At 66.4% G+C, this 25,161-nt stretch carries 25 protein-coding genes and 1 pseudogene; 16 read left to right on the top strand and 10 right to left on the bottom strand.

The features are described from left to right. Positions 1 to 81: 81 nt before the first annotated feature. The 3 genes from OVY29_RS14230 to OVY29_RS14220 are packed head-to-tail and all read left to right on the top strand — an operon-like array spanning position 82 to position 2,174. Entirely contained in the window at positions 82 to 1,620 is a 1,539-nt protein-coding gene (locus tag OVY29_RS14230; RefSeq protein WP_037556908.1) for a S1C family serine protease, read from the top strand. Positions 1,621 to 1,651: 31 nt separating this feature from the next. Then, positions 1,652 to 1,900, top strand: a complete 249-nt coding sequence (locus OVY29_RS14225) for a type II toxin-antitoxin system Phd/YefM family antitoxin (protein ID WP_037556896.1) — start codon at positions 1,652 to 1,654, stop codon at positions 1,898 to 1,900. Further along, entirely contained in the window at positions 1,890 to 2,174 is a 285-nt protein-coding gene (locus tag OVY29_RS14220) for a type II toxin-antitoxin system RelE family toxin (RefSeq protein WP_037556897.1), read from the top strand. Before OVY29_RS14225 ends, OVY29_RS14220 begins: the two co-directional genes overlap by 11 nt. Positions 2,175 to 2,184: 10 nt before the next feature. On the opposite strand, the gene OVY29_RS14215 is transcribed toward OVY29_RS14220, so the two are convergent. The 3 genes from OVY29_RS14215 to OVY29_RS14205 are packed head-to-tail and all read right to left on the bottom strand — an operon-like array spanning position 2,185 to position 4,190. Then, entirely contained in the window at positions 2,185 to 2,985 is an 801-nt protein-coding gene (locus tag OVY29_RS14215; protein ID WP_052182406.1) for an alpha/beta hydrolase, read from the bottom strand. A gap of 3 nt (positions 2,986 to 2,988) precedes the next feature. Continuing rightward, the gene (locus tag OVY29_RS14210; protein WP_037556898.1) at positions 2,989 to 3,516 is read right to left on the bottom strand and encodes an AAA family ATPase; all 528 of its coding nucleotides are present in this window, start codon (positions 3,514 to 3,516) and stop codon (positions 2,989 to 2,991) included. Beyond that, positions 3,513 to 4,190, bottom strand: coding sequence for a dienelactone hydrolase family protein (locus OVY29_RS14205; protein WP_037556899.1), 678 nt, complete (start codon positions 4,188 to 4,190; stop codon positions 3,513 to 3,515). The genes OVY29_RS14210 and OVY29_RS14205 overlap by 4 nt, the downstream gene beginning before the upstream one ends. Positions 4,191 to 4,447: 257 nt before the next feature. Between OVY29_RS14205 and OVY29_RS14200 the strand changes: the two genes are divergently transcribed. The 6 genes from OVY29_RS14200 to OVY29_RS14175 all read left to right on the top strand — a co-directional run bounded on the left by OVY29_RS14200 (position 4,448) and on the right by OVY29_RS14175 (position 11,434). Next, on the top strand, positions 4,448 to 5,014 hold the full coding sequence (locus tag OVY29_RS14200; protein WP_037556900.1) for a F0F1 ATP synthase subunit delta: 567 nt from the start codon (positions 4,448 to 4,450) through the stop codon (positions 5,012 to 5,014). A gap of 39 nt (positions 5,015 to 5,053) precedes the next feature. Continuing rightward, positions 5,054 to 6,583 carry a F0F1 ATP synthase subunit alpha gene (gene atpA / locus OVY29_RS14195; protein ID WP_037556901.1) on the top strand — a complete coding sequence of 510 codons (1,530 nt, stop codon included), beginning with the start codon at positions 5,054 to 5,056 and terminating at the stop codon, positions 6,581 to 6,583. A 93-nt stretch (positions 6,584 to 6,676) separates the two neighbouring features. Continuing rightward, positions 6,677 to 7,552 (top strand): F0F1 ATP synthase subunit gamma, encoded by an 876-nt coding sequence (locus OVY29_RS14190; protein WP_037556903.1) that lies wholly within the window; start codon positions 6,677 to 6,679, stop codon positions 7,550 to 7,552. Between the two features lie 24 nt (positions 7,553 to 7,576). Continuing rightward, the gene (gene atpD, locus OVY29_RS14185) at positions 7,577 to 9,112 is read left to right on the top strand and encodes a F0F1 ATP synthase subunit beta (protein ID WP_037556904.1); all 1,536 of its coding nucleotides are present in this window, start codon (positions 7,577 to 7,579) and stop codon (positions 9,110 to 9,112) included. A gap of 156 nt (positions 9,113 to 9,268) precedes the next feature. After that, positions 9,269 to 9,526 (top strand): ATP synthase F1 subunit epsilon, encoded by a 258-nt coding sequence (locus OVY29_RS14180; RefSeq protein ID WP_313911596.1) that lies wholly within the window; start codon positions 9,269 to 9,271, stop codon positions 9,524 to 9,526. A 411-nt stretch (positions 9,527 to 9,937) separates the two neighbouring features. Beyond that, on the top strand, positions 9,938 to 11,434 hold the full coding sequence (locus tag OVY29_RS14175; protein ID WP_037556340.1) for a CpaF family protein: 1,497 nt from the start codon (positions 9,938 to 9,940) through the stop codon (positions 11,432 to 11,434). 177 nt (positions 11,435 to 11,611) lie between these two features. Here OVY29_RS14175 and OVY29_RS14170 read toward each other — a convergent pair whose 3' ends face one another. Further along, complete coding sequence (locus OVY29_RS14170) at positions 11,612 to 11,797, bottom strand: hypothetical protein (RefSeq protein ID WP_136176070.1); 186 nt, start codon at positions 11,795 to 11,797, stop codon at positions 11,612 to 11,614. Positions 11,798 to 11,875: 78 nt separating this feature from the next. Between OVY29_RS14170 and OVY29_RS14165 the strand changes: the two genes are divergently transcribed. Together OVY29_RS14165 and aat are read left to right on the top strand one after the other, a co-directional pair. Next, on the top strand, positions 11,876 to 12,706 hold the full coding sequence (locus OVY29_RS14165) for a class I SAM-dependent methyltransferase (protein WP_313911595.1): 831 nt from the start codon (positions 11,876 to 11,878) through the stop codon (positions 12,704 to 12,706). Positions 12,707 to 12,964: 258 nt separating this feature from the next. Continuing rightward, positions 12,965 to 13,747 (top strand): leucyl/phenylalanyl-tRNA--protein transferase, encoded by a 783-nt coding sequence (gene aat / locus OVY29_RS14160; protein ID WP_037556342.1) that lies wholly within the window; start codon positions 12,965 to 12,967, stop codon positions 13,745 to 13,747. 35 nt (positions 13,748 to 13,782) lie between these two features. Here aat and OVY29_RS24710 read toward each other — a convergent pair. The 4 genes and pseudogenes from OVY29_RS24710 to OVY29_RS14140 all read right to left on the bottom strand — a co-directional run. Next, positions 13,783 to 13,953 (bottom strand): annotated as a pseudogene (locus tag OVY29_RS24710) (DUF2155 domain-containing protein); the annotation flags it as partial. A 240-nt stretch (positions 13,954 to 14,193) separates the two neighbouring features. Continuing rightward, positions 14,194 to 14,580 (bottom strand): NADH:ubiquinone oxidoreductase subunit NDUFA12, encoded by a 387-nt coding sequence (locus tag OVY29_RS14150; RefSeq protein ID WP_037556321.1) that lies wholly within the window; start codon positions 14,578 to 14,580, stop codon positions 14,194 to 14,196. 61 nt (positions 14,581 to 14,641) lie between these two features. Then, positions 14,642 to 15,103, bottom strand: coding sequence for a DUF192 domain-containing protein (locus tag OVY29_RS14145; protein ID WP_081933142.1), 462 nt, complete (start codon positions 15,101 to 15,103; stop codon positions 14,642 to 14,644). 30 nt (positions 15,104 to 15,133) lie between these two features. Next, on the bottom strand, positions 15,134 to 15,706 hold the full coding sequence (locus OVY29_RS14140; RefSeq protein WP_037556323.1) for a regulatory protein RecX: 573 nt from the start codon (positions 15,704 to 15,706) through the stop codon (positions 15,134 to 15,136). A gap of 180 nt (positions 15,707 to 15,886) precedes the next feature. On the opposite strand from OVY29_RS14140, the gene OVY29_RS14135 reads away from it, so the two are divergent. The 3 genes from OVY29_RS14135 to OVY29_RS14125 all read left to right on the top strand — a co-directional run bounded on the left by OVY29_RS14135 (position 15,887) and on the right by OVY29_RS14125 (position 21,067). Continuing rightward, the gene (locus OVY29_RS14135; protein WP_037556345.1) at positions 15,887 to 17,638 is read left to right on the top strand and encodes a fatty acyl-AMP ligase; all 1,752 of its coding nucleotides are present in this window, start codon (positions 15,887 to 15,889) and stop codon (positions 17,636 to 17,638) included. Between the two features lie 333 nt (positions 17,639 to 17,971). Further along, positions 17,972 to 20,326, top strand: coding sequence for an EAL domain-containing protein (locus OVY29_RS14130; protein ID WP_313911594.1), 2,355 nt, complete (start codon positions 17,972 to 17,974; stop codon positions 20,324 to 20,326). 165 nt (positions 20,327 to 20,491) lie between these two features. Next, the gene (locus OVY29_RS14125; protein ID WP_037556346.1) at positions 20,492 to 21,067 is read left to right on the top strand and encodes a CHAP domain-containing protein; all 576 of its coding nucleotides are present in this window, start codon (positions 20,492 to 20,494) and stop codon (positions 21,065 to 21,067) included. 310 nt (positions 21,068 to 21,377) lie between these two features. Here OVY29_RS14125 and OVY29_RS14120 read toward each other — a convergent pair whose 3' ends face one another. Next, entirely contained in the window at positions 21,378 to 21,647 is a 270-nt protein-coding gene (locus OVY29_RS14120) for a DUF3297 family protein (RefSeq protein ID WP_037556326.1), read from the bottom strand. A 403-nt stretch (positions 21,648 to 22,050) separates the two neighbouring features. Between OVY29_RS14120 and OVY29_RS14115 the strand changes: the two genes are divergently transcribed. Together OVY29_RS14115 and OVY29_RS14110 are read left to right on the top strand one after the other, a co-directional pair. Beyond that, complete coding sequence (locus OVY29_RS14115) at positions 22,051 to 22,983, top strand: hypothetical protein (RefSeq protein ID WP_037556327.1); 933 nt, start codon at positions 22,051 to 22,053, stop codon at positions 22,981 to 22,983. An 11-nt stretch (positions 22,984 to 22,994) separates the two neighbouring features. Continuing rightward, on the top strand, positions 22,995 to 24,629 hold the full coding sequence (locus OVY29_RS14110) for a ShlB/FhaC/HecB family hemolysin secretion/activation protein (protein WP_313911593.1): 1,635 nt from the start codon (positions 22,995 to 22,997) through the stop codon (positions 24,627 to 24,629). Here the strand turns inward: OVY29_RS14110 and OVY29_RS14105 are convergent. Continuing rightward, positions 24,601 to 25,071 carry a hemerythrin domain-containing protein gene (locus OVY29_RS14105; protein ID WP_313911592.1) on the bottom strand — a complete coding sequence of 157 codons (471 nt, stop codon included), beginning with the start codon at positions 25,069 to 25,071 and terminating at the stop codon, positions 24,601 to 24,603. The genes OVY29_RS14110 and OVY29_RS14105 overlap by 29 nt on opposite strands. Positions 25,072 to 25,161 lie beyond the last annotated feature (90 nt).

The raw sequence follows: 25,161 nt of genomic DNA, 5'->3' as shown, positions 1-25,161 counted from the left end.
GTCGGAGAAGGAATGCCACAGCGCGCTCCGCACCGCGTCCCGATGCTTGCGTTCAAAGCGTGCGGCTCTATTTTGCGCGCCATGACCCGCCTGCTCATCCTGCTGCTCGCCCTCTTCGCCCTCACGCTTCCGGTCCGCGCCGCCGACGATATCAGCGCCGCGTCGCGCAGCGTCGTGCGCGTCGTCACCGTCGCGATGATGGACGGCGAGGTCGTCGGTTTCGGTCACGGCAGCGGCATCGCGATCTCGCCGACGCGCATCGTCACCAACGCGCATGTCGTCGAATCGGCGGCGCGCTATCCGGGCAATGTCGCGCTCGGCGTCGTCCCGTCGGAGGGGCAGAAAAGCTATGCCGGCAAGCTGATCGCGATCGACACCGCGCGCGACCTCGCGCTCGTCGAGATCACCGAGGGGCGGCTGCCCGCCGCCGCCATCTACACCGGACCGCTCGAATCGGGCGCCGACGTCGTCGCGCTGGGCTATCCGGGCAATGTCGACCTTGCGACCGCGCGCAGCGCCAACGACTATATCACCCCGCGCATCCCGACGCGCAGCGAGGGCAATATGTCGAATCTGCAGTCGGTCGACGGCGTCGCGATGCTGATCCACACCGCCAAAATCTCGCGCGGCAATTCGGGCGGGCCGCTCGTCGACCAGTGCGGGCGCATCGCGGGCATCAACACCGCGATCACGCGCGCCGACGATGGCGATTCGCCCTTCGCCTTCGCCATTTCGGGACGCGAGCTGATGCGCTTCCTCGCCGATGCGGACCAGCAATATACCAGCGTCGGCACCCCCTGCCTGTCGATGGCCGAGGCCGACGCGCGGAATCGCGCCGCGATCGACGCCGAAGCGCGCGCCGATGCCGAGGCCAATGCCGCGAAAAATGCCGCCGCGAAGCTCGACCGCGAACTCAAACAGGCGCGCGCCGAGGACGACGCGCTCGCGGCGCGCGAGAATCGCATCGCGCTCGCGGGGGTGTTGTTCGTGATCGGCGCGCTCGCGGCGGGCGCCGGGCTGATGTTCTACGGCCAGAAGAATAAGCGCAACGCGAAGATCGCGGGGGGAGCCGGCGCCGCGCTGATCCTGATCGCGGCGGTGCTGTTCGCGACGCGTCCCGACGCGCATGCCGAGATCGCCGAGGAAGCGGCGAAGACGCCCGCCACCGAAACGCCGAAGCTCGCGCAGGGCAGCCTGCTCTGCACGATCCGCTCCGACCGCAGCCGCATCACCGTGTCGGCGACGACCGATGTGCCGATCAGCATCGGCAAGGGCGGCTGCGTCAACGGCCGCACCCAATATACGAAGGGACCCGACGACCGCTGGCAGCGCATCCTCGTCCCCAATGAGGAAGCGACCGTCACCGTCGCGTCGATCGATCCGGCGGGGCGCGACTATCGCGTCGAACGCTATCTGCTCGACGCCGAGACGATGGCGAAGGCGCGCGACACGCGCGCGGGCGTCACGCTCAAGGGCTGCACGGCCGACCCCGACGCGCTCGCGGGGCTCGCCGCGCAGCAGGACGCGATCCGCAGCGCGCTTCCCGGCACCCCCAACGAACGGCTCGTCTATCGCTGTCAGAAGGCGAACGGTGCGGCGGCGGCCGATGCAGCACCTTGACGTGACCAGTTAAAAGACCTATTAACAGGTCATGGGGAAGCCGCTTCTCGCCGACTTCGGCATCAGCATTTCGGAACTCAAGAAAAATCCTTCGGCCGCCATTCGCGCCGCCGATGGCGCGCCCGTCGCGATCCTCAACCGCAACACGCCCGAAGCCTATCTGGTCCCCGCCGAGGCGTGGGAAGCGATCCTCGACGCGCTCGATGACATGCGACTGGCCGAAATCGTGCGCGAGCGCGAAGGGCAGGAAGAAATCGAGGTCTCGATTGATGACCTATAGGCTGACCTTCCTTCGCGATGCAGAGAAGGAATGGAAAAAGCTCGACAAGACAGTCCAGACGCAATTTGCGAAAAAGCTGCGCGAACGGCTGGGCAATCCGCGCGTACCGTCGGCGCGACTGCACGACATGCCCGATTGCTACAAGATCAAGCTTCGTAAGTTCGGATACCGGTTGGTTTATCGCGTCTTCGATGACCGCATCGTGGTGCAGGTCGTCGCGGTCGGCAAACGCGAGCGCAATGAAGCCTATCCGGCCGCGGCGCGCCGTATCTAGGGTCAGGACCCTAGGGTCGGGCCGCTATATTGCCGTTGATCCAACCGACAAGGATCGCCTGCGCCGCCACAGTATAGGCCAGTTCATGCCCGACGCCCGCGACCAGCACCACCGTCGCATCGGGCCGCGCGCGTTTGAGTCGCTCCAGGTTGGCCGGTGTTACCAGCGTGTCGGCGTCGCCGTGCATCAGAAAGACGGGCGCGCGCACGCACGCGAGCTTCGCCGCATTGTCGAACCGGTCGCGGACCAGCGCGCGCGGCACGACGGGCATCGTCTCTGCCACGACATCGGGCAGGCTGGACAGGCCCGACACCAGCACCAGCGCCGCGACATCGTTCCGCAGCGCGATTTCGGTTGCAGGGCCCGACCCGATCGAATTGCCGACCACGACGACCTCCGCCGGATCGACGCCCGCCGCCGCCAGCCAGCGCATCGCCGCCGCGCCATCGCGATAGAGGCCTGCTTCGCTGGGCGAGCCGGGGTTGCCGCCATAGCCGCGATATTCGACGAGCATCAGCCCGTACCCCGCCGCCGCGGGTCCGCGCACCGCCTGAAGCGCGCCCGACAGATTGTCGCCGTTGCCGTGGAAGAAGAGGATCGTCGTCTTGCCTTCGTCCGCCGGGCGATAAAAAGCCGCCAGACGCAGGCCGTCGTCGGTCTGCGTGCGGACGATCCGGAACCCCGGCGGCGGCGCGGCCGGATAATCGGCGGGCGCGGGAAAGATCATCCGCCGCTGTTGCGTATAGAGCAGCGCCGCCGCAACAATCAGCAGCACGGCGGCGAAAACGATCAGATTGGCCGCAAGTTTCATGCGCTAGGGCAGGTTCAGGGCATCGCGAATATGCTGCGCAGCGTCGCCCGGTGCGGTGACGCCGGTGTCGACCGTAACGGCGGCGGGAAGCGGCGGGTAGGCGAAGGCGCCCTCCGCCTCCAGTTCGCGCAGCTGCGCCAGCGACGACAATTTGCCGCTCGCCCGCCGCGATGCGGCCTCGATCCGCGCCTCGACGACTTCGGCCGCGCAGGTCAGCGCGACGAAATCGACGCCGCCGCCCGCGGCCTCGACCAGCGCGACCACGCGCTCCGGAAAATCGGGCGCGACGCTCGCCTCGGGGTGGAAGGTGAAGATCAGCGACCGCCGCTCGGCGGCGGCGGCGCGAAACACGTCGATCCACATCGCCTCGCGCAGTTCGACAAAGGCCGGGCTGCCGAACGGAAACACCGCGAGCAATGCGTCGACGACGAGGTGATTGTGGAACAGCGGCAGTCCAGTAAGCGCCGCCAGCTCGCGCGCGACGGTCAGCTTTCCCGACGCCGCGGGGCCGTGGATGAAGACCAGCTTCATCCCGCGCACGCCCGGAACAGCATCAGCGTGCGTTCGCGCGCCAGCTCGCTCGACGGTTCGTGATAATCCTTGCGGCGGTCGCTATTGAAGCCGTGCCCCGCTTCATAGACGAAGATTTGCGCGGTCGGATGATCTTTCGCGGTCAGCGCCTCGACGCCCGCCATGGGGATGCCGTCGTCGAAGCGGCCGAAATGGGCGATGGCGGCGCACGCGGGCGCCTCGTCCTTGAACATGGTGGGCACCAGGCCGCCATAATAGGCCGACGCCGCCGCGAGGTCGGGGCTGATCTGCCCCATCCGCCACGCCACCGACCCGCCATAGCAATAGCCGGTAATGAAGACCGGACCTTTGCCCTTCAGCGCGTCGATGCACGTCTGCGCATCCTTCAGGCTCTGCTCGAACGGATGCAGTTTGCGCGCGAGTTCGACCGCGCGCTCGAACTGCGGTCCCGAATAGTCGCTCTCGAACCCCGGATGCTCGCGGTCGAACAGCGCGGGCGAGAGCACTTCATAGCCGTCGGCGGCATATTCGTCGCACAGCTCGCGGATATGATCGGTGACCCCGAAAATCTCCTGCACCAGCACCAGCCCGCCGCGGCGTTCGCCCACCGGCTGCGCGTGATAGACCGCGATTTCGGCGCCGTCGTCCATCGTCATCCGGATCATCTCGCCCATCGATTTCCCTCTCGTCCGTTCGTGCTGAGCCCGTCGAAGCACCGTTCTTCTTTCCTTCAACCTTTGAAGGAAGGGCGGCCCTTCGACAAGCTCAGGGCGAACGGCAGAGGGATGGCAGTTTGAGTCCCCAACCCCCGCCTTGCATTGCGGCACAATCGTTGCTACGCGCGCCCCGACTTTGCAGCGGGGGCATTTCCGGATGCCGGGCAAATCCGCGCAGCCATCCCCCTCGGGATCGAAGAAAAGGACTTTCGCGCGTGGAGAATTCCGGCGGCATTCAGGGCAACATCACGGCGGGCCTCGCGGGCCGCTATGCCAGCGCGCTGTTCGAACTGGCGCGCGAATCGAACACCATCGACGCCGTCCAGAAGAGCCTCGGCACCCTCAAGACGGGCGTGACCGAATCGGCCGACCTTGCGAACCTGATCGCGAGCCCCGTCGTCGGCCGCGCCGACGCCGCCAATGCCATCGCCGCGGTCGCCAAGTCGCTGAAGCTCGATTCGCTGACCGCCAAATTCCTCGGCGTGCTCGCCGAGAACCGCCGCCTCGCCGACCTGCCCAAGATGATCGACGCGTTCGACGCGATCGTCGCCGACCACCGCGGCGAAGTGACCGCACAGGTCACCAGCGCGCACCCGCTTTCGGCCGCGCAGCTCAAAGAGCTGACCGCGAACCTCAAATCCCGTGTCGGACGCGACGTCACCGTCGCGGCGACCGTCGATCCCGCCATCCTCGGCGGCCTCGTCGTCCAGCTGGGCAGCCAGCTGATCGACGGCAGCATCCGTACCCGTCTCAACAGTTTCGCCCAGGCGATGAAGGGCTGAACGCCCCCTACGCCAAAACGCCCGATGAAAGGCTGAATAATGGAAATCCGCGCCGCTGAAATCAGCAAGGTCATCAAGGACCAGATCGCCAATTTCGGGACCGATGCCACGGTCAGCGAAATCGGTTCGGTGCTCTCGGTCGGCGACGGCATCGCCCGCGTCCACGGCCTCGACAATGTCCAGGCCGGTGAAATGGTCGAATTCGCCAACGGCGTGAAGGGCATGGCGCTCAACCTCGAGGCCGACAATGTCGGCATCGTGATCTTCGGCTCGGACTCGGAGATCAAGGAAGGCGACACCGTCAAGCGCACCGGCACGATCGTCGACGTTCCCGTCGGCAAGGGCCTGCTCGGCCGCGTCGTCGATGGCCTCGGCAACCCGATCGACGGCAAGGGCCCGATCAAGGCCGACAAGCGCATGCGCGTCGAAGTCAAGGCGCCGGGCATCATCCCGCGCACCTCGGTCCACGAACCCGTCCAGACCGGCCTCAAGGCGCTCGACGCGCTCGTCCCCGTCGGCCGCGGCCAGCGCGAGCTGATCATCGGCGACCGCCAGACCGGCAAGACCGCCGTCGCGATCGACACCTTCATCAACCAGAAGCAGGTCAACGCCGGCGACGATGAGTCAAAGAAGCTGTACTGCATCTATGTCGCGGTCGGTCAAAAGCGCTCGACCGTCGCGCAGATCGTGCGCCAGCTCGAAGAAAATGGCGCGATGGAATATTCGATCGTCGTCGCCGCGACCGCGTCGGAACCCGCGCCGCTCCAGTATCTCGCGCCCTATGCCGGCGTGACGATGGGCGAATTTTTCCGCGACAACGGCATGCACGCCGTGATCGTCTATGACGACCTTTCGAAGCAGGCCGTCGCCTATCGTCAGATGTCGCTGCTGCTCCGCCGCCCGCCGGGCCGCGAAGCCTATCCCGGCGACGTTTTCTATCTCCACAGCCGCCTGCTCGAGCGCGCCGCGAAGATGAACAGCGACAATGGCGCAGGCTCGCTCACCGCGCTGCCGATCATCGAAACGCAGGCGGGCGACGTGTCGGCGTACATTCCGACCAACGTGATTTCGATTACCGACGGCCAGATCTTCCTCGAAACCAACCTGTTCAACGCGGGTATCCGCCCCGCGATCAACGTCGGCCTGTCGGTGAGCCGCGTCGGCTCGGCCGCGCAGACCAAGGCGATGAAGAAGGTGTCGGGCTCGATCAAGCTCGAGCTCGCCCAGTATCGCGAAATGGAGGCCTTCGCCCAGTTCGGTTCGGACCTCGACGCGTCGACGCAGAAGCTGCTCAACCGCGGCGCGCGCCTGACGCAGCTGCTGAAGCAGCCGCAGTTCCAGCCGATGCCGTTCGAGGAGCAGACCGCGTCGATCTTCGCGGGCACCAACGGCTATCTCGACAATGTCGCGACGACCGACGTGTCGCGTTACGAACAGGCGATGCTCGCCTATCTGCGCAGCGATCACGCCGATGTGCTGAAGGCGATCCGCGACACCAAGGATCTGGGCGACGACACGAAGAAGGCGCTGGTCGCCGCGCTCGACGCCTTCGCCAAGATTTTCGCGTAACCATTCACGTCGTCGTCCCGGCGAAAGCCGGGATCTCGACGATGAGGCCCCGGCCTTCGCCGGGATGACGAACAAAGGGTAAAGACGGGACTTATGGCCAGTCTGAAGGAACTCAAAGGGCGGATCGTCTCGGTCAAATCGACCCAGAAGATCACCAAGGCCAAGAAGATGGTCGCCGCCGCGAAGCTGCGCAAGGCGCAGGCGGCCGCCGAAGCCGCGCGTCCTTACGCCGAGCGTCTCGAAGGCGTCGTCGCGAGCCTCGCGTCGAAGGTCGGCGCGTCGGATTCGGCGCCGAAGCTGCTTTCGGGCACGGGCAAGAGCGACACGCACCTGCTCGTCGTGCTCAACAGCGACCGCGGCCTTGCGGGCGCGTTCAACTCGAACATCGTCAAGGCCGCGCGCGACAAGGCGCTCGAACTGCAATCGCAAGGCAAGAAGGTCCTCTTCTTCCTCGTCGGCCGCAAGGGCCGCCCGGTGATCGCTCGCCTGTTCCAGGGCCAGATCGTCGAGCAGTATGAAACGACCGGCATCCGCGACATCGGCTTCGACCAGGCGCACGACATCTCGGCGAAGGTCATGGAGATGTACGAAGCCGGCGCGTTCGACGTCGCGCATCTCTTCTATTCGAAGTTCCGCTCGGCGCTGCTCCAGATCGCGACCGGGCAGCAGATGATCCCCGTTCCGCCGCCCGCCGATGTCCCGGCGTCGAGCGGCGCCGCGGTCGAATATGAGCCCGACGAGGAAGCGATCCTCGCCGACCTCCTGCCGCGCAACGTCACGATCCAGATCTTCAAGGGCCTCCTTGAAAACGCCGCCTCCGAACAGGGCGCGTCGATGACCGCGATGGACAATGCGACGCGCAATGCGGGCGAGCTGATCAACAAGCTGACCATCGTTTACAACCGCACGCGTCAGGCGGCGATCACCACCGAACTCATCGAAATCATTGCAGGCGCGGAAGCGCTCTAAGCTATCCAAGCAAGGAAGAAAGTAATGGCTACCGCTCCCGAGAAGAAGGCTCCCGCCAAGAAGGCCGCCGCGCCCAAGGCTGCTGCGCCGAAGAAGGCTGCCGCTCCCAAGGCCGCCGCAACCGCCGGCACCGCAACGGGCCGCGTCGCGCAGGTCATCGGCGCCGTCGTCGACGTCCAGTTCACCGGCCCGCTGCCCGCGATTCTGAACGCGCTCGAAACCGACAACAACGGCAACCGCCTCGTCCTCGAAGTCGCGCAGCACCTCGGCGAAAACACCGTCCGCACGATCGCGATGGACGCGACCGACGGCCTGACCCGCGGCCAGCCCGTCACCGACACCGGCGCGCAGATCTCGGTCCCCGTCGGTCCGCAGACGCTGGGCCGCATCCTCAACGTCATCGGCGACCCGATCGACGAACGCGGCCCGGTCAATGCCGGCATGTCGGCGCCGATCCACGCCAAGGCTCCCGAATTCGTCGACCAGTCGACCGAAGCCGCGATCCTCGTCACCGGCATCAAGGTCATCGATCTCATCGCGCCCTATGCCAAGGGCGGCAAGATCGGCCTGTTCGGCGGCGCCGGCGTCGGCAAGACCGTGCTGATTCAGGAACTGATCAACAACATCGCCAAGGGTCATGGCGGCGTCAGCGTGTTCGCGGGCGTCGGTGAACGCACCCGCGAAGGCAACGATCTTTATCACGAATTCCTCGACGCCGGCGTCATCGCCAAGGACGCCGACGGCAACCCGACCCCCGACGGGTCGAAGGTGGCGCTGGTGTTCGGCCAGATGAACGAACCCCCGGGCGCCCGCGCGCGCGTTGCGCTCTCGGGCCTCACCATGGCCGAATATTTCCGCGACCAGGAAGGGCAGGACGTGCTCTTCTTCGTCGACAACATCTTCCGCTTCACCCAGGCGGGTTCGGAAGTGTCGGCGCTGCTCGGCCGTATTCCCTCGGCGGTGGGTTACCAGCCGACGCTGTCGACCGACATGGGCGCGCTGCAGGAACGCATCACCTCGACCACCAAGGGCTCGATCACCTCGGTGCAGGCCATTTACGTCCCCGCGGACGATTTGACCGACCCGGCGCCCGCCACCTCGTTCGCTCACTTGGACGCGACGACGACGCTGAGCCGCGCGATTTCGGAACTCGGCATCTATCCCGCGGTCGACCCGCTCGACTCGACCTCGCGCGTGCTGACCGCCGCCACGGTCGGGCAGGAGCATTATGAGACCGCGCGCCGCGTTCAGGAAACGCTGCAGAAGTACAAGTCGCTGCAGGACATCATCGCGATCCTCGGCATGGACGAGCTGTCGGAAGAAGATAAGCTGGTCGTCGCCCGCGCGCGCAAGATCCAGCGCTTCCTGTCGCAGCCGTTCCACGTCGCCGAAGTCTTCACCGGCATCCCCGGCAAGTTCGTCGCGATCGAAGACACGGTGAAGTCGTTCAAGGCCGTCGTCGATGGCGAGTACGACCATCTGCCCGAAGCGGCCTTCTACATGGTCGGCGGCATCGATGAAGCGGTCGCCAAGGCCGCGAAGCTCGCCGAAGACGCGTAATCGAGTTCCCCTCCCGCTTGCGGGAGGGACGCCTTAAAACTCCCCTCCCGCAAGCGGGAGGGGCTGGGGGAGGGCCTGTCGGGGGACAGGCGCTTCGCCGGAATGAAACAAGCCCTCCCCCGACCCCTCCCGCAAGCGGGAGGGGGGAGATTGAAGATGGCCCTGAAGTTCGAACTCGTCACCCCCGCCCGCCTCGAGCGGACCGCCGACGTCCATATGGTCACCGTGCCGGGGGCCGAGGGCGATTTCTCGGTGCTCGAAGGCCACGCGCCCTTCATGGCGACACTGCGCAACGGCCCGCTGACCATCTATGCCACCGCGGGCGCGGAGCCCGAGGTGATCGAGGTCGAAGGCGGCTTCGCCGAGGTCAATGAAGTGGGCCTCACCGTGCTGGCCGAACATATCGCCGGCTGAACTCACGCCCCGCCGCACAAAAGGCCCGCTTCCGAAGGGAGGCGGGCCTTTTGCGTTTGGGAAGGATGTCGTGTTTTGGTCGGAAGTGGACATAAGGGGGAGACAGCCCCTCCCCTTCAGGGGAGGGGCAACGTAGACTTGGCAGCTCGCTGCCTAGTCGTAGTGGGGCGGGGTTTATCGGAGTTGCGCAAGTCCGAGGGAGCCCACCCCAACCCCTCCCCTGAAGGGGAGGGGCTTAAATTGCCGCAACGACAGCTCTCCACCCCAAAGCCGAAATAGGCGCGGCGCCGCATCTCCGCCCCGCCGCATTAGGACAATGTCAAAGTTTCCGATTTATTCACCGTGTCGGATGGGGGTTTCGCCGAATATGCGGCGCGCTCCACGACGGTTGATTTGAGGCAGGACAAAGACATGAGTGCATTCGGACGCCGCCCCGGAACCGCTGGCCGCCCCGCCTTTGGCGTGGCGAAGCCGATGCAGACTGGCCCCGGCGTGCCCGGCGGCGCGCAATTTCCCGCGATCGACACCGCGCCCGCCGAAGCCCCGCCGCCGATCCCGTCGAACCTGACGCCCGAAGAAGAGGCGATGGAGCGGCTGAACCAGCGGTCGACCGCCGAAATGGCCGAGCCCGAAAAGGTTCAAGGGTTCGAGGCGAGCGTCCACAAGATCAAGGAACAGGTGCTGCCGCGCCTGCTCGAACGCGTCGACCCCGAAGCCGCGGCGACGCTGAGCAAGGACGAGCTGACCGAGGAATTCCGCCCGATCATCCTTGAGGTGCTCGCCGAGCTGCGAATCACGCTCAATCGCCGCGAACAGTTCGCGCTCGAAAAGGTGCTCGTCGACGAGCTGCTCGGCTTCGGCCCGCTCGAGGAATTGCTCGCCGACCCCGACATCAGCGACATCATGGTCAACGGTCCGTACCAGACCTATGTCGAGCGCAAGGGTCAGTTGGTCATCGCGCCGATCCAGTTCCGCGACGAACAGCATCTGTTCCAGATCGCGCAGCGCATCTGCAACATGGTCGGCCGCCGCGTCGACCAGACCACCCCGCTCGCCGACGCCCGCCTCAAGGACGGCAGCCGCGTCAACGTGATCGTCCCGCCGCTGAGCCTCCGCGGTACCGCGATCTCGATCCGTAAATTCTCGGCCAAGCCGATCACGCTCGACATGCTCTGCCAATGGGGCGCGATGAGCCAGAAGATGTGCACCGCGCTCAAGATCGCGGGCGCCAGCCGCTTCAACATCGTCATCTCGGGCGGTACGGGCTCGGGTAAGACGACGATGCTCAACGCGCTGTCGAAGATGATCGACCCCGGCGAGCGCGTGCTGACGATCGAGGACGCCGCCGAACTTCGCCTGCAGCAGCCGCACTGGCTGCCGCTCGAAACGCGCCCCGCGAACCTCGAGGGCAATGGCGCGATCCACATGGGCGACCTCGTCAAGAACGCGCTGCGTATGCGCCCCGACCGCATCATCATGGGCGAGGTTCGCGGCGCCGAATGTTTCGACCTTCTCGCTGCGATGAACACGGGTCACGATGGCTCGATGTGTACGCTCCACTCGAACAGCCCGCGCGAATGCCTCGGCCGCATGGAAAATATGGTGCTGATGGGCGACATCAAGATTCCGAAGGAAGCGATCTCGAAACAGATCGCCGATTCGGTCGACCTGATCGTCCAGATCAAGCGCCTGCGCGATGGTTCGCGCCGCGTCACCAACGTCACCGAGGTCATCGGCATGGAAGGCGACGTCATCGTCACGCAGGAACTGTTCAAGTTCGAATATCTCGACGAGGACAAGGACGGCAAGATCGTCGGCGAATATCGCGCGATGGGCCTGCGCCCCTATACGCTGGAAAAGGCGCGCCAGTACGGCTTCGATCAGCCTTATCTCGAGGCGTGCCTGTAACCTCCAACCCTCTCCCCTTGGGGGAGAGGGATGCGAAGACTTGGCAGTTTGCTGCCTAGTCGAAGCTGGGTGAGGGGTTGAGCGTAGCGCGCGAAAGCGGCGTTTGAGGCCCTCATCCAACTCCGCCTAGTCGCTTCGCGATAAGGCTCCATATCCTTCTCCCGATGGGAGAAGAAATCACGGCTTGAGCGCAAACGCCGTCGCGAACAGCGCCACCGCCGCCGCCGCCAGCGCGATCCCGCGCCAGGGCATGAAGCCGACCTCTTCGACGTCGCGCCGGTTGTTGCGGCGCCAGTTGGCGATCTCGGCAACGCCGAACAGCACCGCGGCCGCAATCGCCACCGACAGCATCGACACTTGCATTGCCGCGCATCCCTTCGCAAACAGGGGCAATCCCAGTCTCCGCAAGGAGACGAAATCCCCCTGGAGAGAGGTGCCCATATGCGTGTCCTGTCGTTGCTTGCAAGTGCCGCCGCCCTGATCGCCGTCCCCGCCGCAGCGATGCAGCATGACGGCCACGCCGGTCATGCGACCGCCGCGAAGGGCGATGCGATCGCCGCCGCGGTCGCCGCGCCCACCCGCACCCCCGCGAACGTCGCGCGCGACCCCTATCGCCATCCCGCCGAAACGCTCGCCTTCTTCGGCGTGAAGCCCGGCGACACGGTGGTCGAGCTGTGGCCCGGCGGCGGCTGGTACACCGAAATCCTCGCCCCGCTGACCAAGGCCGGCGGCGGCACGCTTTATGTCGCGGCGCCGTGGGAACGCGGCCTCAATCGCGTCAAGACCAAGCAGGCTGAAAATGCCGATGTCTATGGCGCGATGAAGCTTGCCGAATTCCCCCATGCCGGCACCAACCCGAAAGTCCCCGACGGCAGCGCCGACGTCGTGCTGACCTTCCGCAACGTCCACAACTGGCGTTTCGACGGCGCCGACAACACCGCGAACGCGTTCAAGCAGATCTTCGCGATGCTCAAACCCGGCGGCACGCTTGGCGTCGTCGAGCACCGGCTGAACGAAAGCGACGACAGCGCGAAGGAGGAAAAGTCGGGCTATATGAAGAAAAGCTCGATCGTCGCCTTTGCCGAGGCTGCGGGCTTCAAGCTCGCCGGCGAAAGCGAGATCAACGCCAACCCGAAAGACACCAAGGATTATCCCAAGGGCGTCTGGACGCTGCCGCCGAACCTGACCGAGGGCGAGACCGACCGCGCCAAATATGTCGCGATCGGCGAATCGGACCGCATGACGCTCAAATTCGTGAAGCCCGCAAGCTAACGGGTCACAGTCCGCTCTTCACGCGGCTGAGGTTTGAAGCGATTTTGTTCAGGGCAAGGAAGCGAGACGCAGGCATATGTCGATATTCCAAGACTCGCTGACGCAGCCATGGACAAAATCGGTCAAATCCCGAAGGGACGTCAAAATGGCTTCGATCTCGAGCGGAAATGCCCTTGGAAACAGAACCACTGTTCCCGGCGGGCATTTCCGCCCGATATCTTCGCCATTTTGACGCCTCAGCCGCGTGAAGAGCGGACTGTGACCCGCCATTTCGAATCCATCGACCCGGCGCTGCTTTTGAGCGCCTATGCGCAGGGCATTTTCCCGATGGCCGACGGGGCGGACGACCCGTCGGTCCATTGGGTCGAACCGCGGCTGCGCGCGATTCTCCCGCTCGATGGCTTCCACCTGTCGCACAGCCTGAAAAAAGTCATCGTGTCGGATCGTTTTCGCGTCACCACCGACACCGCCTTCGCCGATATGGTCGCGCTGTGCGCCGAGCCCGCCGACGACCGGCCGACGACATGGATCAACCCGGTGATCAAGGCTAGCTACGACCGGCTGTTCCAGCTCGGCCACGCGCACAGCGTCGAATGCTGGCAGAACGGCGAGCTCGTCGGCGGCCTCTATGGCGTAACGCTCGGCCGCGCCTTTTTCGGCGAATCGATGGTCAGCCGCGTGCGCGACGCGTCGAAGGTCGCGCTCGCGCATCTCGTCGCGCGGCTGATCGCCGGCGGCTGGAAATTGCTCGACTGCCAGTTCCTCACCCCGCACCTCGCGAGCCTCGGCGCGATCGAGATCCGCCAGGCCGACTATCTTGCGCGGCTCTATTCGGTGTTGGCGGGGGGCGAAGGCGCCGCGACCTTGGGCGGCGCGACCGGAGCGGGCGTCGCGGGCGCGGAAGGTGCCGCCGGGGTCGCGGTGCCCTCGCCGCCGTTCGTCGCGGGCGATTGGGGCGCGCTCGATGCCTTGGGCGCCGAGCGATCGACGGGCTCGCCGCCCGGATATGTCATCGCGCAGCTTTTGACGAAGACGTCATAGATCGGATGCTCGATCACGTTGCGGTCGGGCCGCTCGCGGAAAATCCAGCCCGAAAAGACGCGGCGCCATTTGTCGTCGCGCTGGTCCTGCACGGTCAGCTGGACGAAAGCCCCCGTTTCGGGCGGATCCTCCCACGGCGCGGTCATCTCGCACGCGCGCATCCGCACGATCGCGCGGCCGACGCGCACCGATTCGCCGGGCTTCATCTCGAGTTCGCGAACCAGCCCGTTGCGCTTGTTGAGCAGGCCGACCACGGCGACGCGTTCGGCCATCGGGGTCGCGCCCTCGATGCCGCCGACTTCCTGCGGCACGCGTTCGGATTTTGCGGTGGTCGATACGGTCGCGTTGCCGCCCGTCTTCGACGGCGTCCGGTCGCATGCCGTCAGCGTGGTCGCGGCGACAAGCGTCAGGAGCGCGATACGGAGGGGTTGCGGCCGCACTGAAGCTCAGTCGGCGCCGGGCCGCCAGGCCTCATAGTCGCCGGTCGCGGCGGCGCGGCGGCCGCCGCGTTCGAGCGCGCCGGCGGGACGATAGGCGCCGGTGCTGCCAGTCAGGTTCGCGCTCGGCTCCTTCTCCCACGCGCGCGGCGCGGGCAGGGCGTCGGTCGGCAATTCGTCGAAGGTGCCGTGCAGCCAGCCGTGCCATTCGGGCGGCACGCGGCTCGCATCGTTCGAACCCTTATAAATCACCCAGCGGCGGCCGCCCTTCTTGGCGCGGAAATAGCGGTTGCCGAGGCTGTCCTCGCCGACCTTCTCGCCCGTGCTCCAGCTGTTCAGCAGCGTGCCGACGGTCGCGCCGTCCCACCAGGTGAAAATCTTGCCCAAAATGCTCATGGCTGCGGCGTTTACAGCCAAGCATGCGCGGTCCGCAAGCCGCAAACCACGCGCCGCACCGCTATTTCGTGTCTTTCCATGTCACCTTGGCGGTCTCGTCGATCCCGAGCTTCGCGGCGGTGCCGCCCGCGAGTTCGAGCACCGCCGAAACCTCACCGCCGCTGACCACGGGTTCGAGCGATTCGGGGATGGTGTTTTCGGCGATCCGGTCGATGCTGCCGTCGGCGCGGATGAAGATCATATCGAGCGGGATCGGCGTGTTCTTCATCCAGAACGTGCCGATTCGCGGTTTTGCGAATGGAAAGAGCATGCCGCCATTGTCGGGCAGGCTGGTGCGGAACATCAGCCCGCGATCCTGCTCGGCGTCGGTGCGCGCGACCTCGACGTCGAACCGGTGCGCCTTGCCCGCCATCGCGATCGTCACGGGGATCGTCGCGGCGCGCTCCGCCTCGCTGGCATCGCGGCTGCACGCCGCCATCGGCAGCGCGAACGACAGGGCAAGGGCGGTCAATATGGCACGCATCGGCAGTTCCTTCATCGGGGGTGTCCCGGCCTAATCGAGCCCCGCTTCGTCGTCCAGCGCCGCCAGCGCGGCGTCGTCCCCCGGCGGGACGGCGAGGATACGGCGCGCGATCGTCATGCTGTGCCCCGCGCGCAAAAAGGCGGCGAGCTGCCGCTCGCGCTGCTTGGGATCGCCCGTTTCGCGCACGGTAAAGGGTCCGAACCGCCGCCGCCGCGCGAAACCGACCGCCGCCGCGACCGCGGCATTCTCCGCCGCCGCGATCGCTTCGCCGCTGTCGTCCTCGGCGATGCCATCGACGTAAAGCTGCGCCTTGACGCGCCGCACACCCAGCCCGCGCCGCGTCATCGCACCGGCGCGCATCGCGGCATATTGGCGGTCGTCGAGATAGCGAAGGCGCTCCATCCGGTCGGCGATCGCCTCGCACGCCGCCATGGCGTCACTTTCGTCCATCCATTCGGATTCGCGGACTTTTCGGGACAGATAGCGCGTCAACTTGGCGCGGCTCGTCGCGAATCGCGCGACATAGGCAAGCGCCAGTTCGTCGAGTTTTGCCGCGCCGAGGGGCCTTTTCGATCGGTCGGAGGAAGCGCGGCGTTTGGCCATATGCCATGTTTGTGCCACAGTCGGGCCCGATTGAGAACGATCAACACCGCCATATCGGGTGCTAAAGCCCGGAAATGGGCGATTTGTTCAAACAACACAGGGTTCGCGCACCGACACATGGCACAGAAAGATGACATGCTTGTTGCCGCGCGGCCCGTATCGCGGGATGTCGCAGCCCCTATGACCGATACCGACATGATTTCGGCCGATGCGCTCGTGCCGACGCCGACCGAATGTGCGCAGCCGCGCCGTTTTTCCGACTTCGCCACCGTGGGCGATGCGCTCGACTATGCCGCCGCGGGTTCGCGCGGGCTCAATTTCCACGATCCGCGCGGCAAGCTGGTGCGCCCCTATCCCTATAGCGAGCTCAAGGCCGACGCGCTGGCCGCCGCTTACCGGCTGATCGCCGCGGGCGTGCAGCCGGGCGACCGCATCGCGCTGATCGCCGAAACCGGCGCCGAATTCGCCGCGCTTTTCTTCGGCACCATCTATGCCGGCGCCTGGCCGGTTCCGCTGCCGCTGCCGACGAGCTTCGGCGGGCGCGATAGCTATGTCGGCCAGCTCGTCGTCCAGCTTACGAGCTGCGATCCCAAAATGCTGTTTTTCCCGCCCGAAATCGCCGCGATGGCGATCGAGGCGGCCGAGCAGCGCAAGGTGCAGCCGATCGACTGGAGCGAGTTCGAAAAACGCGCCGCCCCCGTCGCGGCGCTGCCTGAACAAAAGACCGACGAGACCTGCTATCTCCAGTATAGCAGCGGCTCGACGCGTTTCCCCCACGGCGTTGCGGTGACGCACGGCGCGCTGCTCAACAATCTGTCGGCGCATTCGCACGGCATGGAATTGCAGGACAGCGACCGCTGCATTTCGTGGCTGCCCTGGTATCACGACATGGGCCTCGTCGGCTGCCTGCTCTCGCCCGTCGCCAACCAGGTGTCGGTCGATTATCTGAAGACCGAGGATTTCGCGCGCCGCCCGCTCGCCTGGCTCGACCTGATCAGCCGCAACCAGGGCACGACGCTCAGCTATTCGCCGACCTTCGGCTATGACATTTGCGCGCGCCGCATCTCGAGCCAGAGCCATGTCGCCGACCGTTTCGACCTGTCGCGCTGGCGCGTCGCGGGCAACGGCGCCGACATGATCCGCCCCGACGTGATGCAGAGCTTCGTCGACGCCTTTGCCGACGCGGGTTTCAAGGCGAGCGCCTTCCTGCCGAGCTATGGCCTTGCCGAAGCGACGCTCGCGGTGAGCATCATGCCGCCGGGCGAGGGCATCGTCGTCGAGCTGGTCGAGGAAACCGAATTGTCGGGCGCCGCGAACGACAGCGGCCGTCCGACGCGCTACCGCGCGATCGTCAACTGCGGCAAGGCGGTCAAGGACATGACCATCGAAGTCCGCGACGAGGCGGGCAATCCGCTCGCCGACCAGACCGTCGGCAAGGTGTGGTGCACCGGCCCGTCGCTGATGACCGGCTATTACCGCGACCCCGAATCGACCGCCGCCTGCATGACGGACGGCTGGCTCGATACCGGCGATATGGGTTATATGTCGGACGGTTACATCTATATCGTCGGCCGCGCCAAGGACATGATCATCATCAACGGCAAGAATCACTGGCCGCAGGATATCGAATGGGCGGTCGAACAGCTGCCGGGCTTCAAGTCGGGCGACATCGCGGCCTTTGCGATCACCACGCCGGGGGGCGAGGAAACCCCCGCCGTGCTCGTCCAGTGCCGCACCAGCGACGAAGCCGAACGCCTTGCGCTGCGCGAGACGATCCGCGACCGCGTCCGCGCGATTACCGGCATGAACTGCCTGATCGAGTTGATCCCGCCGCGCACCCTGCCGCGCACGAGCTCAGGCAAATTGAGCCGCTCGAAGGCGCGCGCGCAATATCTCGCCGGCGAAATCCAGCCCTTCGCGATGGCGGCGTAAGGCGGTAGTCGACATAAATTCCTCCCTGTCGCGCAGCGATGGGGAGGTGGCAGCGCCCTTCGACTGCCTTGCAGGCGCTCAGGATAAACTGCGCCTTCGGCGCAGCGCTGACGGAGGGGCTATGGCGCAGCGTAGCTGCCCCTCCACCACTCGCTTTCAGCGAGCGGTCCCCCTCCTCACGGCTTCGCCGCAGGGAGGATAGCAACGTCCGCTCCCCACCCCAAAACGACACCCGCAGCCGCCGCCTGTCCTGTCCCCGCCCGGCACGGAAATTCGTCCCCGAACAGCGCGATGGTTACCTTCGGGTAACCCCCGCGCGCTAAACCGGCCGACGTGAAAAGCCTGCTGACCGACCCTATTGCTGCCGAAGAGATACCTGTGCGGGCCCTGTTGGGGCTGGGGCCGCGAAATCAGGACGTCGGCAACCTCCGCCAGCTCCAGCTCGCGCCGCTCCGCGGCCGCGGCTCGCTGCGCCTGTTGATGGGCATCGGCATGGCGTTCGTCGCCGCCTTCACAATGGTTCACAGCGTGCCGCTGCCCGTCGCGGGCGGCTGGCTGGTCTGCGCGCTCGTCTTCGCACTCTGGTCGTACAGCAGGTTCAACGGTTTGCCGCTTGGCGACCCCAAATCGTCGGGAATCGCCGAATATCGGCTGTGCAATCGCCACGCGCTCTGTTCGGCGCTGCTCTGGGGCGCGCCTTTCTGGTTGCAGGGGCTTGCTCCGACGCTCGATCATGTCCTGTCGATGTGGACGATCGCGGTCCTGATGATGGTCACCCTGTCGATCGTCGCGCACAGCGTCCCGCTCGCCTGCATGCTGTTCATCGCCCCCGTCTCACTGTCGGCCGCAGCGGCGTTGACCCGTGCCGGCGCGCCCCAACTCGCGGGCGTGGCGCTCGTCGCGGGCTTTCTGCTCTGCGCTTTCTGCGTCCGCTTCGCGCAGGGCCACGTCCGCTTCCGCCGCGCCGAAGAGACGCTGCGCGAAAAGACCGAGACGGTCAGCCTCTTGCTGCGCGAGTTCGAGGAAACCTCGGCCGACTGGCTGTGGCAGACCGACAACAGCCGCCGCCTGATCCACGTCTCGCCGCGCCTCGCCTATGCGCTCGGCGGCACCGCCGAGGGGCTCGAGGGCGTGCCGCTGCTGCAGGCGCTTTCGGGGGATGCGTGGGAAACCGGCCTCTTTCCCAAGAGCCTGCACGACATGGCCGAACGGATGAAGCGGCGCGAGAGCTTCTCGAACCTGATCGTTCCGGTGACGATCGGCGGCGCGCCGCGCTGGTGGGAACTCTCCGCTTCGCCGCGCCTCGACGAAGCGGGCAAGTTCCTGGGTTTCCGCGGCGTCGGTTCGGACGTCACCGAAAAGCGCGCGACCGCCGAACAGATCGCCAAGATGGCGCGCTTCGACAATCTGACCGGCCTGCCCAATCGCCTCAGCCTCAACGAGGATCTGGCGCGCGCGCTGGCGCAGGCGGTCGAAGCCAAGTCGCGCTGCGCGCTGCTGATGATCGACCTCGACCGTTTCAAGGCGGTCAACGATACGCTGGGTCACCCCGTCGGCGACAAATTGCTCGCGCAGGTCGCGGCGCGGCTCAAGGGGCTGATGGAGCGCGGGATGACGTGCGGCCGCCTCGGCGGCGACGAATTTGCCGTGGTGCTCCACAATGTGCCCTCGCCCGACGCCGCCGAGGAGCTGGCGCAGCGGATCATCGCCGCGATCAGCCGCCCCTATGTGGTCGACAACCACCAGCTTTTCGTCGGCGCGAGCGTCGGCTTCGCGATCGGCCCGACCGACGGCGCGACGGTCGAGACGCTGACGCGCAACGCCGACCTTGCGCTCTACAAATCGAAGGACAAGGGCGGCAATATCGTCGCCGCCTATGTCGCCTCGTTGCACGCACAGGCCGAGGAGCGGCGGGTGATGGAGCAGGAACTGCGCGGCGCGCTCGAACGCGGCGAGTTCGAACTTTATTACCAGCCGGTGGTGACCGCCGCCGACGGCACATTGAACGGCTTCGAGGCGCTGATCCGGTGGAACAACAAGAAGCTCGGCAATGTGTCGCCGGGCCGCTTCATCCCGCTCGCCGAGGATGCGCGCCTGATCTCGCCGATCGGCGAATGGGTGCTGCGCACCGCATGTCACGAAGCGATGAAATGGCCGTCGAACCTGAAGGTTGCGATCAACGTCTCGGCCGACCAGCTCACCGACCCCAGCTTCGCCTCGGTCGTCGTCTCGGCGCTCGCGCAGAGCGGGCTTCCGCCGCAAAGGCTCGAGATAGAGGTCACCGAGAGCGTCTTCCTGCGCGACGGCGGCGGCGCGGCGCAATTGCTCGACCAGCTGATCGCGCTCGGGATCCGCCTGTCGCTCGACGACTTCGGCACCGGCTATTCGTCGCTCGGTTATCTTCGGAAAACGCAATTCTCGACGATCAAGGTCGACCGCAGCTTCGTCGTCGGCGCGGCGAAGGGCAGCATCGAATCGATCGCGATCATCCGCGCCGTCGTCGCGCTCGCCGACAGCCTCGGCATGTCGACGACCGCCGAGGGCGCCGAAACCGAGCTCGAGGTCGAAACGCTGCGCAGCTTCGGCTGCAGCAATATCCAGGGCTATTATTACGGGCGTCCGATGCCCGCGAGCGACGTGCTGACCCTGTTCCGCCGCCCCGGCGACGTCGCGACCGCCGCGGCATGACGGCGGCCAGCCGAACGGCCTGCACGACGAATTGAACGGCTTAACAAAAGGTTCCCCCGTCCACCGCATCCCCCGCGCGATTCGTCGCTAGACGGGTGGTGGATGCCGCGCGGCGTGGCAAAGACGCTCCAACGCTTGAAGACAAGCATCGGGGGGTCGCGTTCCATGCTCCATCGTCGTTACCTGGCAGCCGCCATCGCGTCCGTGATGACCGTCACGGGGCTTTTCGCGAGCGTTCCCGCCGCGGCGAAATCCTATCTGCAATGCGTCCCCTTCGCCCGCGCCGAATCGGGTGTCGAAATCCGCGGCAATGCCAAGACCTGGTGGTCGCAGGCCGCCGGCACCTATGCGCGCGGCGACGAGCCGCGCAAGGGCGCGGTCATGGCCTTCGCCGGCACGCGCGGCATGCCGATGGGCCATGTCGCGGTGGTCAAGAAGATCGTCAGCGACCGCGAAATCCTGATCGACCATGCCAATTGGTCGCCGATCAACGGCCGCCGCGGCCAGATCGAGCGGGGCGTCCGCGTCGTCGACGTCAGCGACGCCGGCGACTGGAGCATGGTCCGCGTCTGGTACGCTCCGATCGGCGACCTCGGCCTGCGCGCCAACCCGGTGCAGGGCTTTATCTACGCCGACGGTGCGCCCGAAGAAGCGCCCAGCTTCAAGGCGCCCGTCTGGACGCAAAACGACTGGAAACCCGGCAACGGCCTCGAAGTCGTTGCCGCCTCGCTCGGCAACTGAGCCTTCCCCCCCCCACCCTCGGGCTCGGCGAGCGATGAAGCCACTCGGGGCGGTCCGCCGCTCCGGGTGGTTTCTCCTTTGGGGGCAAGGCGCGAACCCGAATCATCCGCATCCCCGAGCTCTTCGACTGCCCTGGCGGGCGCTCAGGATAAACTTCGGCCTTTGGCCGAAGACGAGGGGCTTTGCCGAGCAACGCCGCTGCCTCGACGTCGCTCGGCAGAGCCCCTCGTCTTCCGCCCGGTGATGCGGATCAGATTAGGGTCCCGACCTTAATAGCTGCCTCTCCAAACCTGGAGTTCGGTCCGCAGGATCACGCGCCGTCGGTCGCATCGCCTTCGCCGGCGATATCCTCGAACCAGGCTTCGACCGGGCCCGACAGCTTGATCGTCATCGGCTGACCGAACCGGTCTTTCGACTTGCCCGCGGCGATGCGGATCCAGCCCTCGGAAATCGAATATTCCTCGACGTCGGTGCGCTCGACGCCCTTGAAGCGGATGCCGATGCCGCGCTGCAGCACTTCCATGTCGAAATGCGGCGAACGGGGGTTGGTCGACATGCGGTCGGGCGGTGTATCGGTCATTTGGCTGTTTCCCAAGAAATGATGGCGCGGCCCTAGCGGGACCGCGCCGTCATCGTCAATGGAGAGGTGGTCCCGCAAGTCCGCCTCGATCGTTCGGAACCGCTGCGGCGCACCGGCGCGCGGACCCCGCTGAAGCGCGGAACTTTATAACTCAAATAAATTTAATAAATTCTGTCCCGTATTGGATCTATTTTTGCGAGTACAGACGGGCTTGGTAGAACTGTCAGCAAGAAAATTGATAGTTAACTTTCCTGCCAATGGCGAATGAATTTTCCGCCAAACTCCTAATTTATTAGTTAATGCAGGTAATTTTACCCAAGTAATTCGAACAAGGAGCGGAACCTTGTCGATATTTCGAGAATATCGCGATCAGGGACCAGATTATGTACGAAGGGGATATCTCATGTCTTTGTCCTGTCTTGAATTCCGCCCGGCCCACCTCATTCTCATCCCGGCGTGCCTCGCGCTCGCGGCGTGCGAATCGTCCGGCAGCTATCGCGTCGGCAGCGTCGGCGCGACCGGGCCCACCGGCGCTACGGGCCCCGCCGGACCCACTGGCGCGACCGGCCCCGCGGGCCCCGCCGGTCCGGCCGGCCCCGCCGGCAGTGGCCTCGGCCTCGGCGATGCCGGCGCGCTCGCGGTCGGCGGTCTCGTCGGCCCCGGCGGCGTCGCGGGCACCGGCCTGCTCGCGAACACCGGCGATCCCGCCAGCGTCAATCCGGTGATCGGCGGCGTGCTCGTCAAGTCGGGCGGCCTCGTCAACGTCATCGCCGACAAGGGCCTGCTGCTCGCGAGCGCGGTCGACAGCAAGCTGCCCGGCGACACCGAGCTCGTCGGCACCGTTGTCGGCGTCGTCAAAAGCACCGGCGTCGCGCTCGTCCAGACGGGCAATGGCCAGCAATATCTGGTCGACGGCCTGACCGCCGCGCCCGGACAGCTGGTCACCGCGACGATCGGCCAGGCGACGGCGCTCGGCAGCCCCGGTGCGTCGCCGTTGATCGGCGCGAGCATCCTGTCGCCCGGACAGCAGAACGGCAGCCTGCTCACCGTCGGCGTCGGGTCGGGCGGCCAGCTCGTCACGCTCCAGCCCGGCACGGGCGGCAATCTGCTCGGCGGCGCGGCCGGCGGGCTGACCGGCGGCGGCACCGCCGGCACACCGGTCACGCTCGTCAGCAATGTCGTCACGACGGCAACCGGCGCGCTGTCGCAGGTGACCAGTGGCGCGACGGGGGGAGCCGCCGATGGCGACGGCAACGCCGTGACCGGCCTCGTCACCGGGGTCACCGATACCGTCGGGGGTGTCCTCGGCGGCCTGAAGCCGAAGGGCGGCAACTGAGGCCGCACCCGATGCGCCGACTGCGCTTCGCCTGTGCCGCGGCGGTGGCGGGAGCTTCGCTCCTCCCCGCCGCGGCGCTCGCGGCCCAACCGGCGGCGACGCCGCTCGACGGCCGCCCGCCCCTTGCCCCCGACCGCACCCGCGACCCGTTGCCCGATCCGGAGGCGATGCCGCTCTCGCTCGGCAAGGTCGAACTCGGCGCGCGGCCCGATGTCACCATCCGCGAAATCCGATTCGTCGGCGCGGGCGTGCCCGCCAATGTCGGCCGCGCGGCGCAGCGCTTCGTCGGCAAGCCCGCTTCGGCCGACAATCTCGCGAAGCTCGCCGCCGCGATGACGCGCGCCTACAACCGCTCGAGCGTGGCGCTTTTCACGCTCGTCATTCCCGAACAGGATTTGTCGGAGGGCGTCGTCACCGTCGCGTCGGCGGAAGGTTATGTCGGATCGGTGACGCTGAGCGGCGAGCGCGAGAGCGGCCCCGCGCCGCTCGTCGCGAAGATGGCGGGTGGCCTCGTCGGCCGGCGCCCGTTGCCGCGCGCGCGTTTCGAACGCGCACTCGGCAATATCGCCGACATTCCGGGTGTGACGGTGACGCCGACGCTCGCGCTCGGCAGCGAGCAGGGCGCGGTCGCGCTCGACCTCGCGCTCGATGCCAAAAAGCCGACGCTCGGGCTCGGCTTCACGACGCGCACCAGCCGTTTCGTCGATGACGGCATCGTCGAGGCGAACGCGCGCGGCTCCAGCCTGCTCCGCAGCGGCGACGAGACGCGGCTGACCGGCGCCGCCGCGATCAACTTCAAATCTTTGCTCTATCTCGCCGCGAGCCATTCGACGCCGATTGGCGCCGGCGGCACGCGCGCCGAACTGTCGGGCGCGGCGCTGCGCACGCGCCCCAAGGGCCTGGCGATCGACGGCGAGGCGTGGAGCGCGGGCTTCGCGATCACCCATCCGCTGATCCGCGCGACGCGGCGCAATCTGATCGCATCGGCGCGGATCGACTATCTCGATTCGAAGAACGCGCTCTTCGGCTCGACGATCGCCGCCGAAAAGACGTGGACCGCCAGCGGCAGCCTCGCCTTTCGTTTGAGCGAAGACCGCACCGTCCTCGGCGCGCGCGTCGGCGGCGCCAAGGGGCTCGACTTCGCCGGCGCGCGCGTCGATCCCGGGGTCGGCGAGGTCGGCTTCGCTTACGCCGACGCCAGCATCGAGGCGAATCAGGCGGTCGGCAAGGCCTTCGTCGTCCGCGCCGCCGCGACCGGCCGCTGGACACGCGACCGCCTGCCCGCCGCGCAGCGGTTCAGCGTCGGCGGCGCGACCTTCGGCCGGGCGTTCGAGGATGGGCTGGTCAATGGCGATCGCGGCTATGCGGCGTTCGGCGAACTCGCGCTCCGCCCCTTGCGCAGCGGCGGTTTTTCGAAGAGCGAACTCTATGGCTTCGTCGACTATGCCGACGTGACCCTGCTCGATCGCGCCGCGATCCCGCGCACCGGTTTCACCCTCGGCAGCTGGGGCGGCGGCGTGCGCCTCTCCTATGCCGAAAACGCCACCATCGGCGTCGAAGTCGCCGACGCGTGGAACCAGCCGGTCCCCGGCTATGATCAGGACTGGCGCGTCGCGCTCAGCTGGAAATTGTCGATCCGTCCATGACCGGCGGGCCGAGCACGGCGGCTGATGCGTACAGCGTGTCGGCGAGCGGATAGAGTTCGCGTTCCTCGCGCTCGATGCGCATCGCGAGCAGGTCGAAGACGATCTTCGTCTCGCGCCGGAAACCCGCCCAGTCGGCCGCGACACGGTCGCGCGTCCATTTCTCGTCATAGGCGGCGAAATCGGCCGCGAGGCTGCCCATTTCGATTTCGAATTCGCGCGTGATCCGCATCAGTTCGGCATCGCCCGTCGCCATCAGCCGCGGGTACAGGATCCAGTCTTCGCACTTCAGGTGCCGGACCAGCGCTTCGCGCAGCTGGCCCCGGGCGCTGGCCAGATCGTCCGGACCGGGAGGAGAGGGCGAGGCGGTCATGCCGAGGATGATCCGCGATAAGGTGACGAGCGCCGCATGTTCGGCGCGCAGTCGCTGCATCTCGCGGCTCAAGGGCATCATTGCTCCATCGATGCGAGCGGTCCCTCAAGCGCCATCATAGGCAATCCGCCATGAAAGAAAAGTGAATCGACAAAGGGGGGA

The sequence above is a fragment of the Sphingopyxis sp. SE2 genome, from assembly GCF_032227185.1.
Lineage (GTDB): Bacteria > Pseudomonadota > Alphaproteobacteria > Sphingomonadales > Sphingomonadaceae > Sphingopyxis.
Note: the sequence above shows the minus strand (reverse complement) of the source record. Positions and strands in the feature narration are given on the sequence as shown.

Excerpts from the sequence above, each read along its gene's own strand:
- atpD (WP_037556904.1), top strand. The coding sequence starts at position 7,577 with ATGGCTACCGCTCCCGAGAAGAAGGCTCCCGCCAAGAAGGCCGCCGCG.
- OVY29_RS14110 (WP_313911593.1), top strand. The coding sequence starts at position 22,995 with ATGCGCCGACTGCGCTTCGCCTGTGCCGCGGCGGTGGCGGGAGCTTCG.
- OVY29_RS14180 (WP_313911596.1), top strand. The coding sequence starts at position 9,269 with ATGGCCCTGAAGTTCGAACTCGTCACCCCCGCCCGCCTCGAGCGGACC.
- OVY29_RS14140 (WP_037556323.1), bottom strand. The coding sequence starts at position 15,706 with ATGGCCAAACGCCGCGCTTCCTCCGACCGATCGAAAAGGCCCCTCGGC.
- OVY29_RS14205 (WP_037556899.1), bottom strand. The coding sequence starts at position 4,190 with ATGGGCGAGATGATCCGGATGACGATGGACGACGGCGCCGAAATCGCG.
- OVY29_RS14120 (WP_037556326.1), bottom strand. The coding sequence starts at position 21,647 with ATGACCGATACACCGCCCGACCGCATGTCGACCAACCCCCGTTCGCCG.
- OVY29_RS14145 (WP_081933142.1), bottom strand. The coding sequence starts at position 15,103 with ATGCGTGCCATATTGACCGCCCTTGCCCTGTCGTTCGCGCTGCCGATG.
- OVY29_RS14190 (WP_037556903.1), top strand. The coding sequence starts at position 6,677 with ATGGCCAGTCTGAAGGAACTCAAAGGGCGGATCGTCTCGGTCAAATCG.
- OVY29_RS14230 (WP_037556908.1), top strand. The coding sequence starts at position 82 with ATGACCCGCCTGCTCATCCTGCTGCTCGCCCTCTTCGCCCTCACGCTT.
- OVY29_RS14225 (WP_037556896.1), top strand. The coding sequence starts at position 1,652 with ATGGGGAAGCCGCTTCTCGCCGACTTCGGCATCAGCATTTCGGAACTC.
- OVY29_RS14125 (WP_037556346.1), top strand. The coding sequence starts at position 20,492 with ATGCTCCATCGTCGTTACCTGGCAGCCGCCATCGCGTCCGTGATGACC.
- OVY29_RS14170 (WP_136176070.1), bottom strand. The coding sequence starts at position 11,797 with ATGCAAGTGTCGATGCTGTCGGTGGCGATTGCGGCCGCGGTGCTGTTC.
- OVY29_RS14115 (WP_037556327.1), top strand. The coding sequence starts at position 22,051 with ATGTCTTTGTCCTGTCTTGAATTCCGCCCGGCCCACCTCATTCTCATC.
- OVY29_RS14135 (WP_037556345.1), top strand. The coding sequence starts at position 15,887 with ATGACCGATACCGACATGATTTCGGCCGATGCGCTCGTGCCGACGCCG.
- OVY29_RS14150 (WP_037556321.1), bottom strand. The coding sequence starts at position 14,580 with ATGAGCATTTTGGGCAAGATTTTCACCTGGTGGGACGGCGCGACCGTC.
- OVY29_RS14220 (WP_037556897.1), top strand. The coding sequence starts at position 1,890 with ATGACCTATAGGCTGACCTTCCTTCGCGATGCAGAGAAGGAATGGAAA.
- OVY29_RS14215 (WP_052182406.1), bottom strand. The coding sequence starts at position 2,985 with ATGAAACTTGCGGCCAATCTGATCGTTTTCGCCGCCGTGCTGCTGATT.
- OVY29_RS14210 (WP_037556898.1), bottom strand. The coding sequence starts at position 3,516 with ATGAAGCTGGTCTTCATCCACGGCCCCGCGGCGTCGGGAAAGCTGACC.
- atpA (WP_037556901.1), top strand. The coding sequence starts at position 5,054 with ATGGAAATCCGCGCCGCTGAAATCAGCAAGGTCATCAAGGACCAGATC.
- OVY29_RS14175 (WP_037556340.1), top strand. The coding sequence starts at position 9,938 with ATGAGTGCATTCGGACGCCGCCCCGGAACCGCTGGCCGCCCCGCCTTT.
- OVY29_RS14165 (WP_313911595.1), top strand. The coding sequence starts at position 11,876 with ATGCGTGTCCTGTCGTTGCTTGCAAGTGCCGCCGCCCTGATCGCCGTC.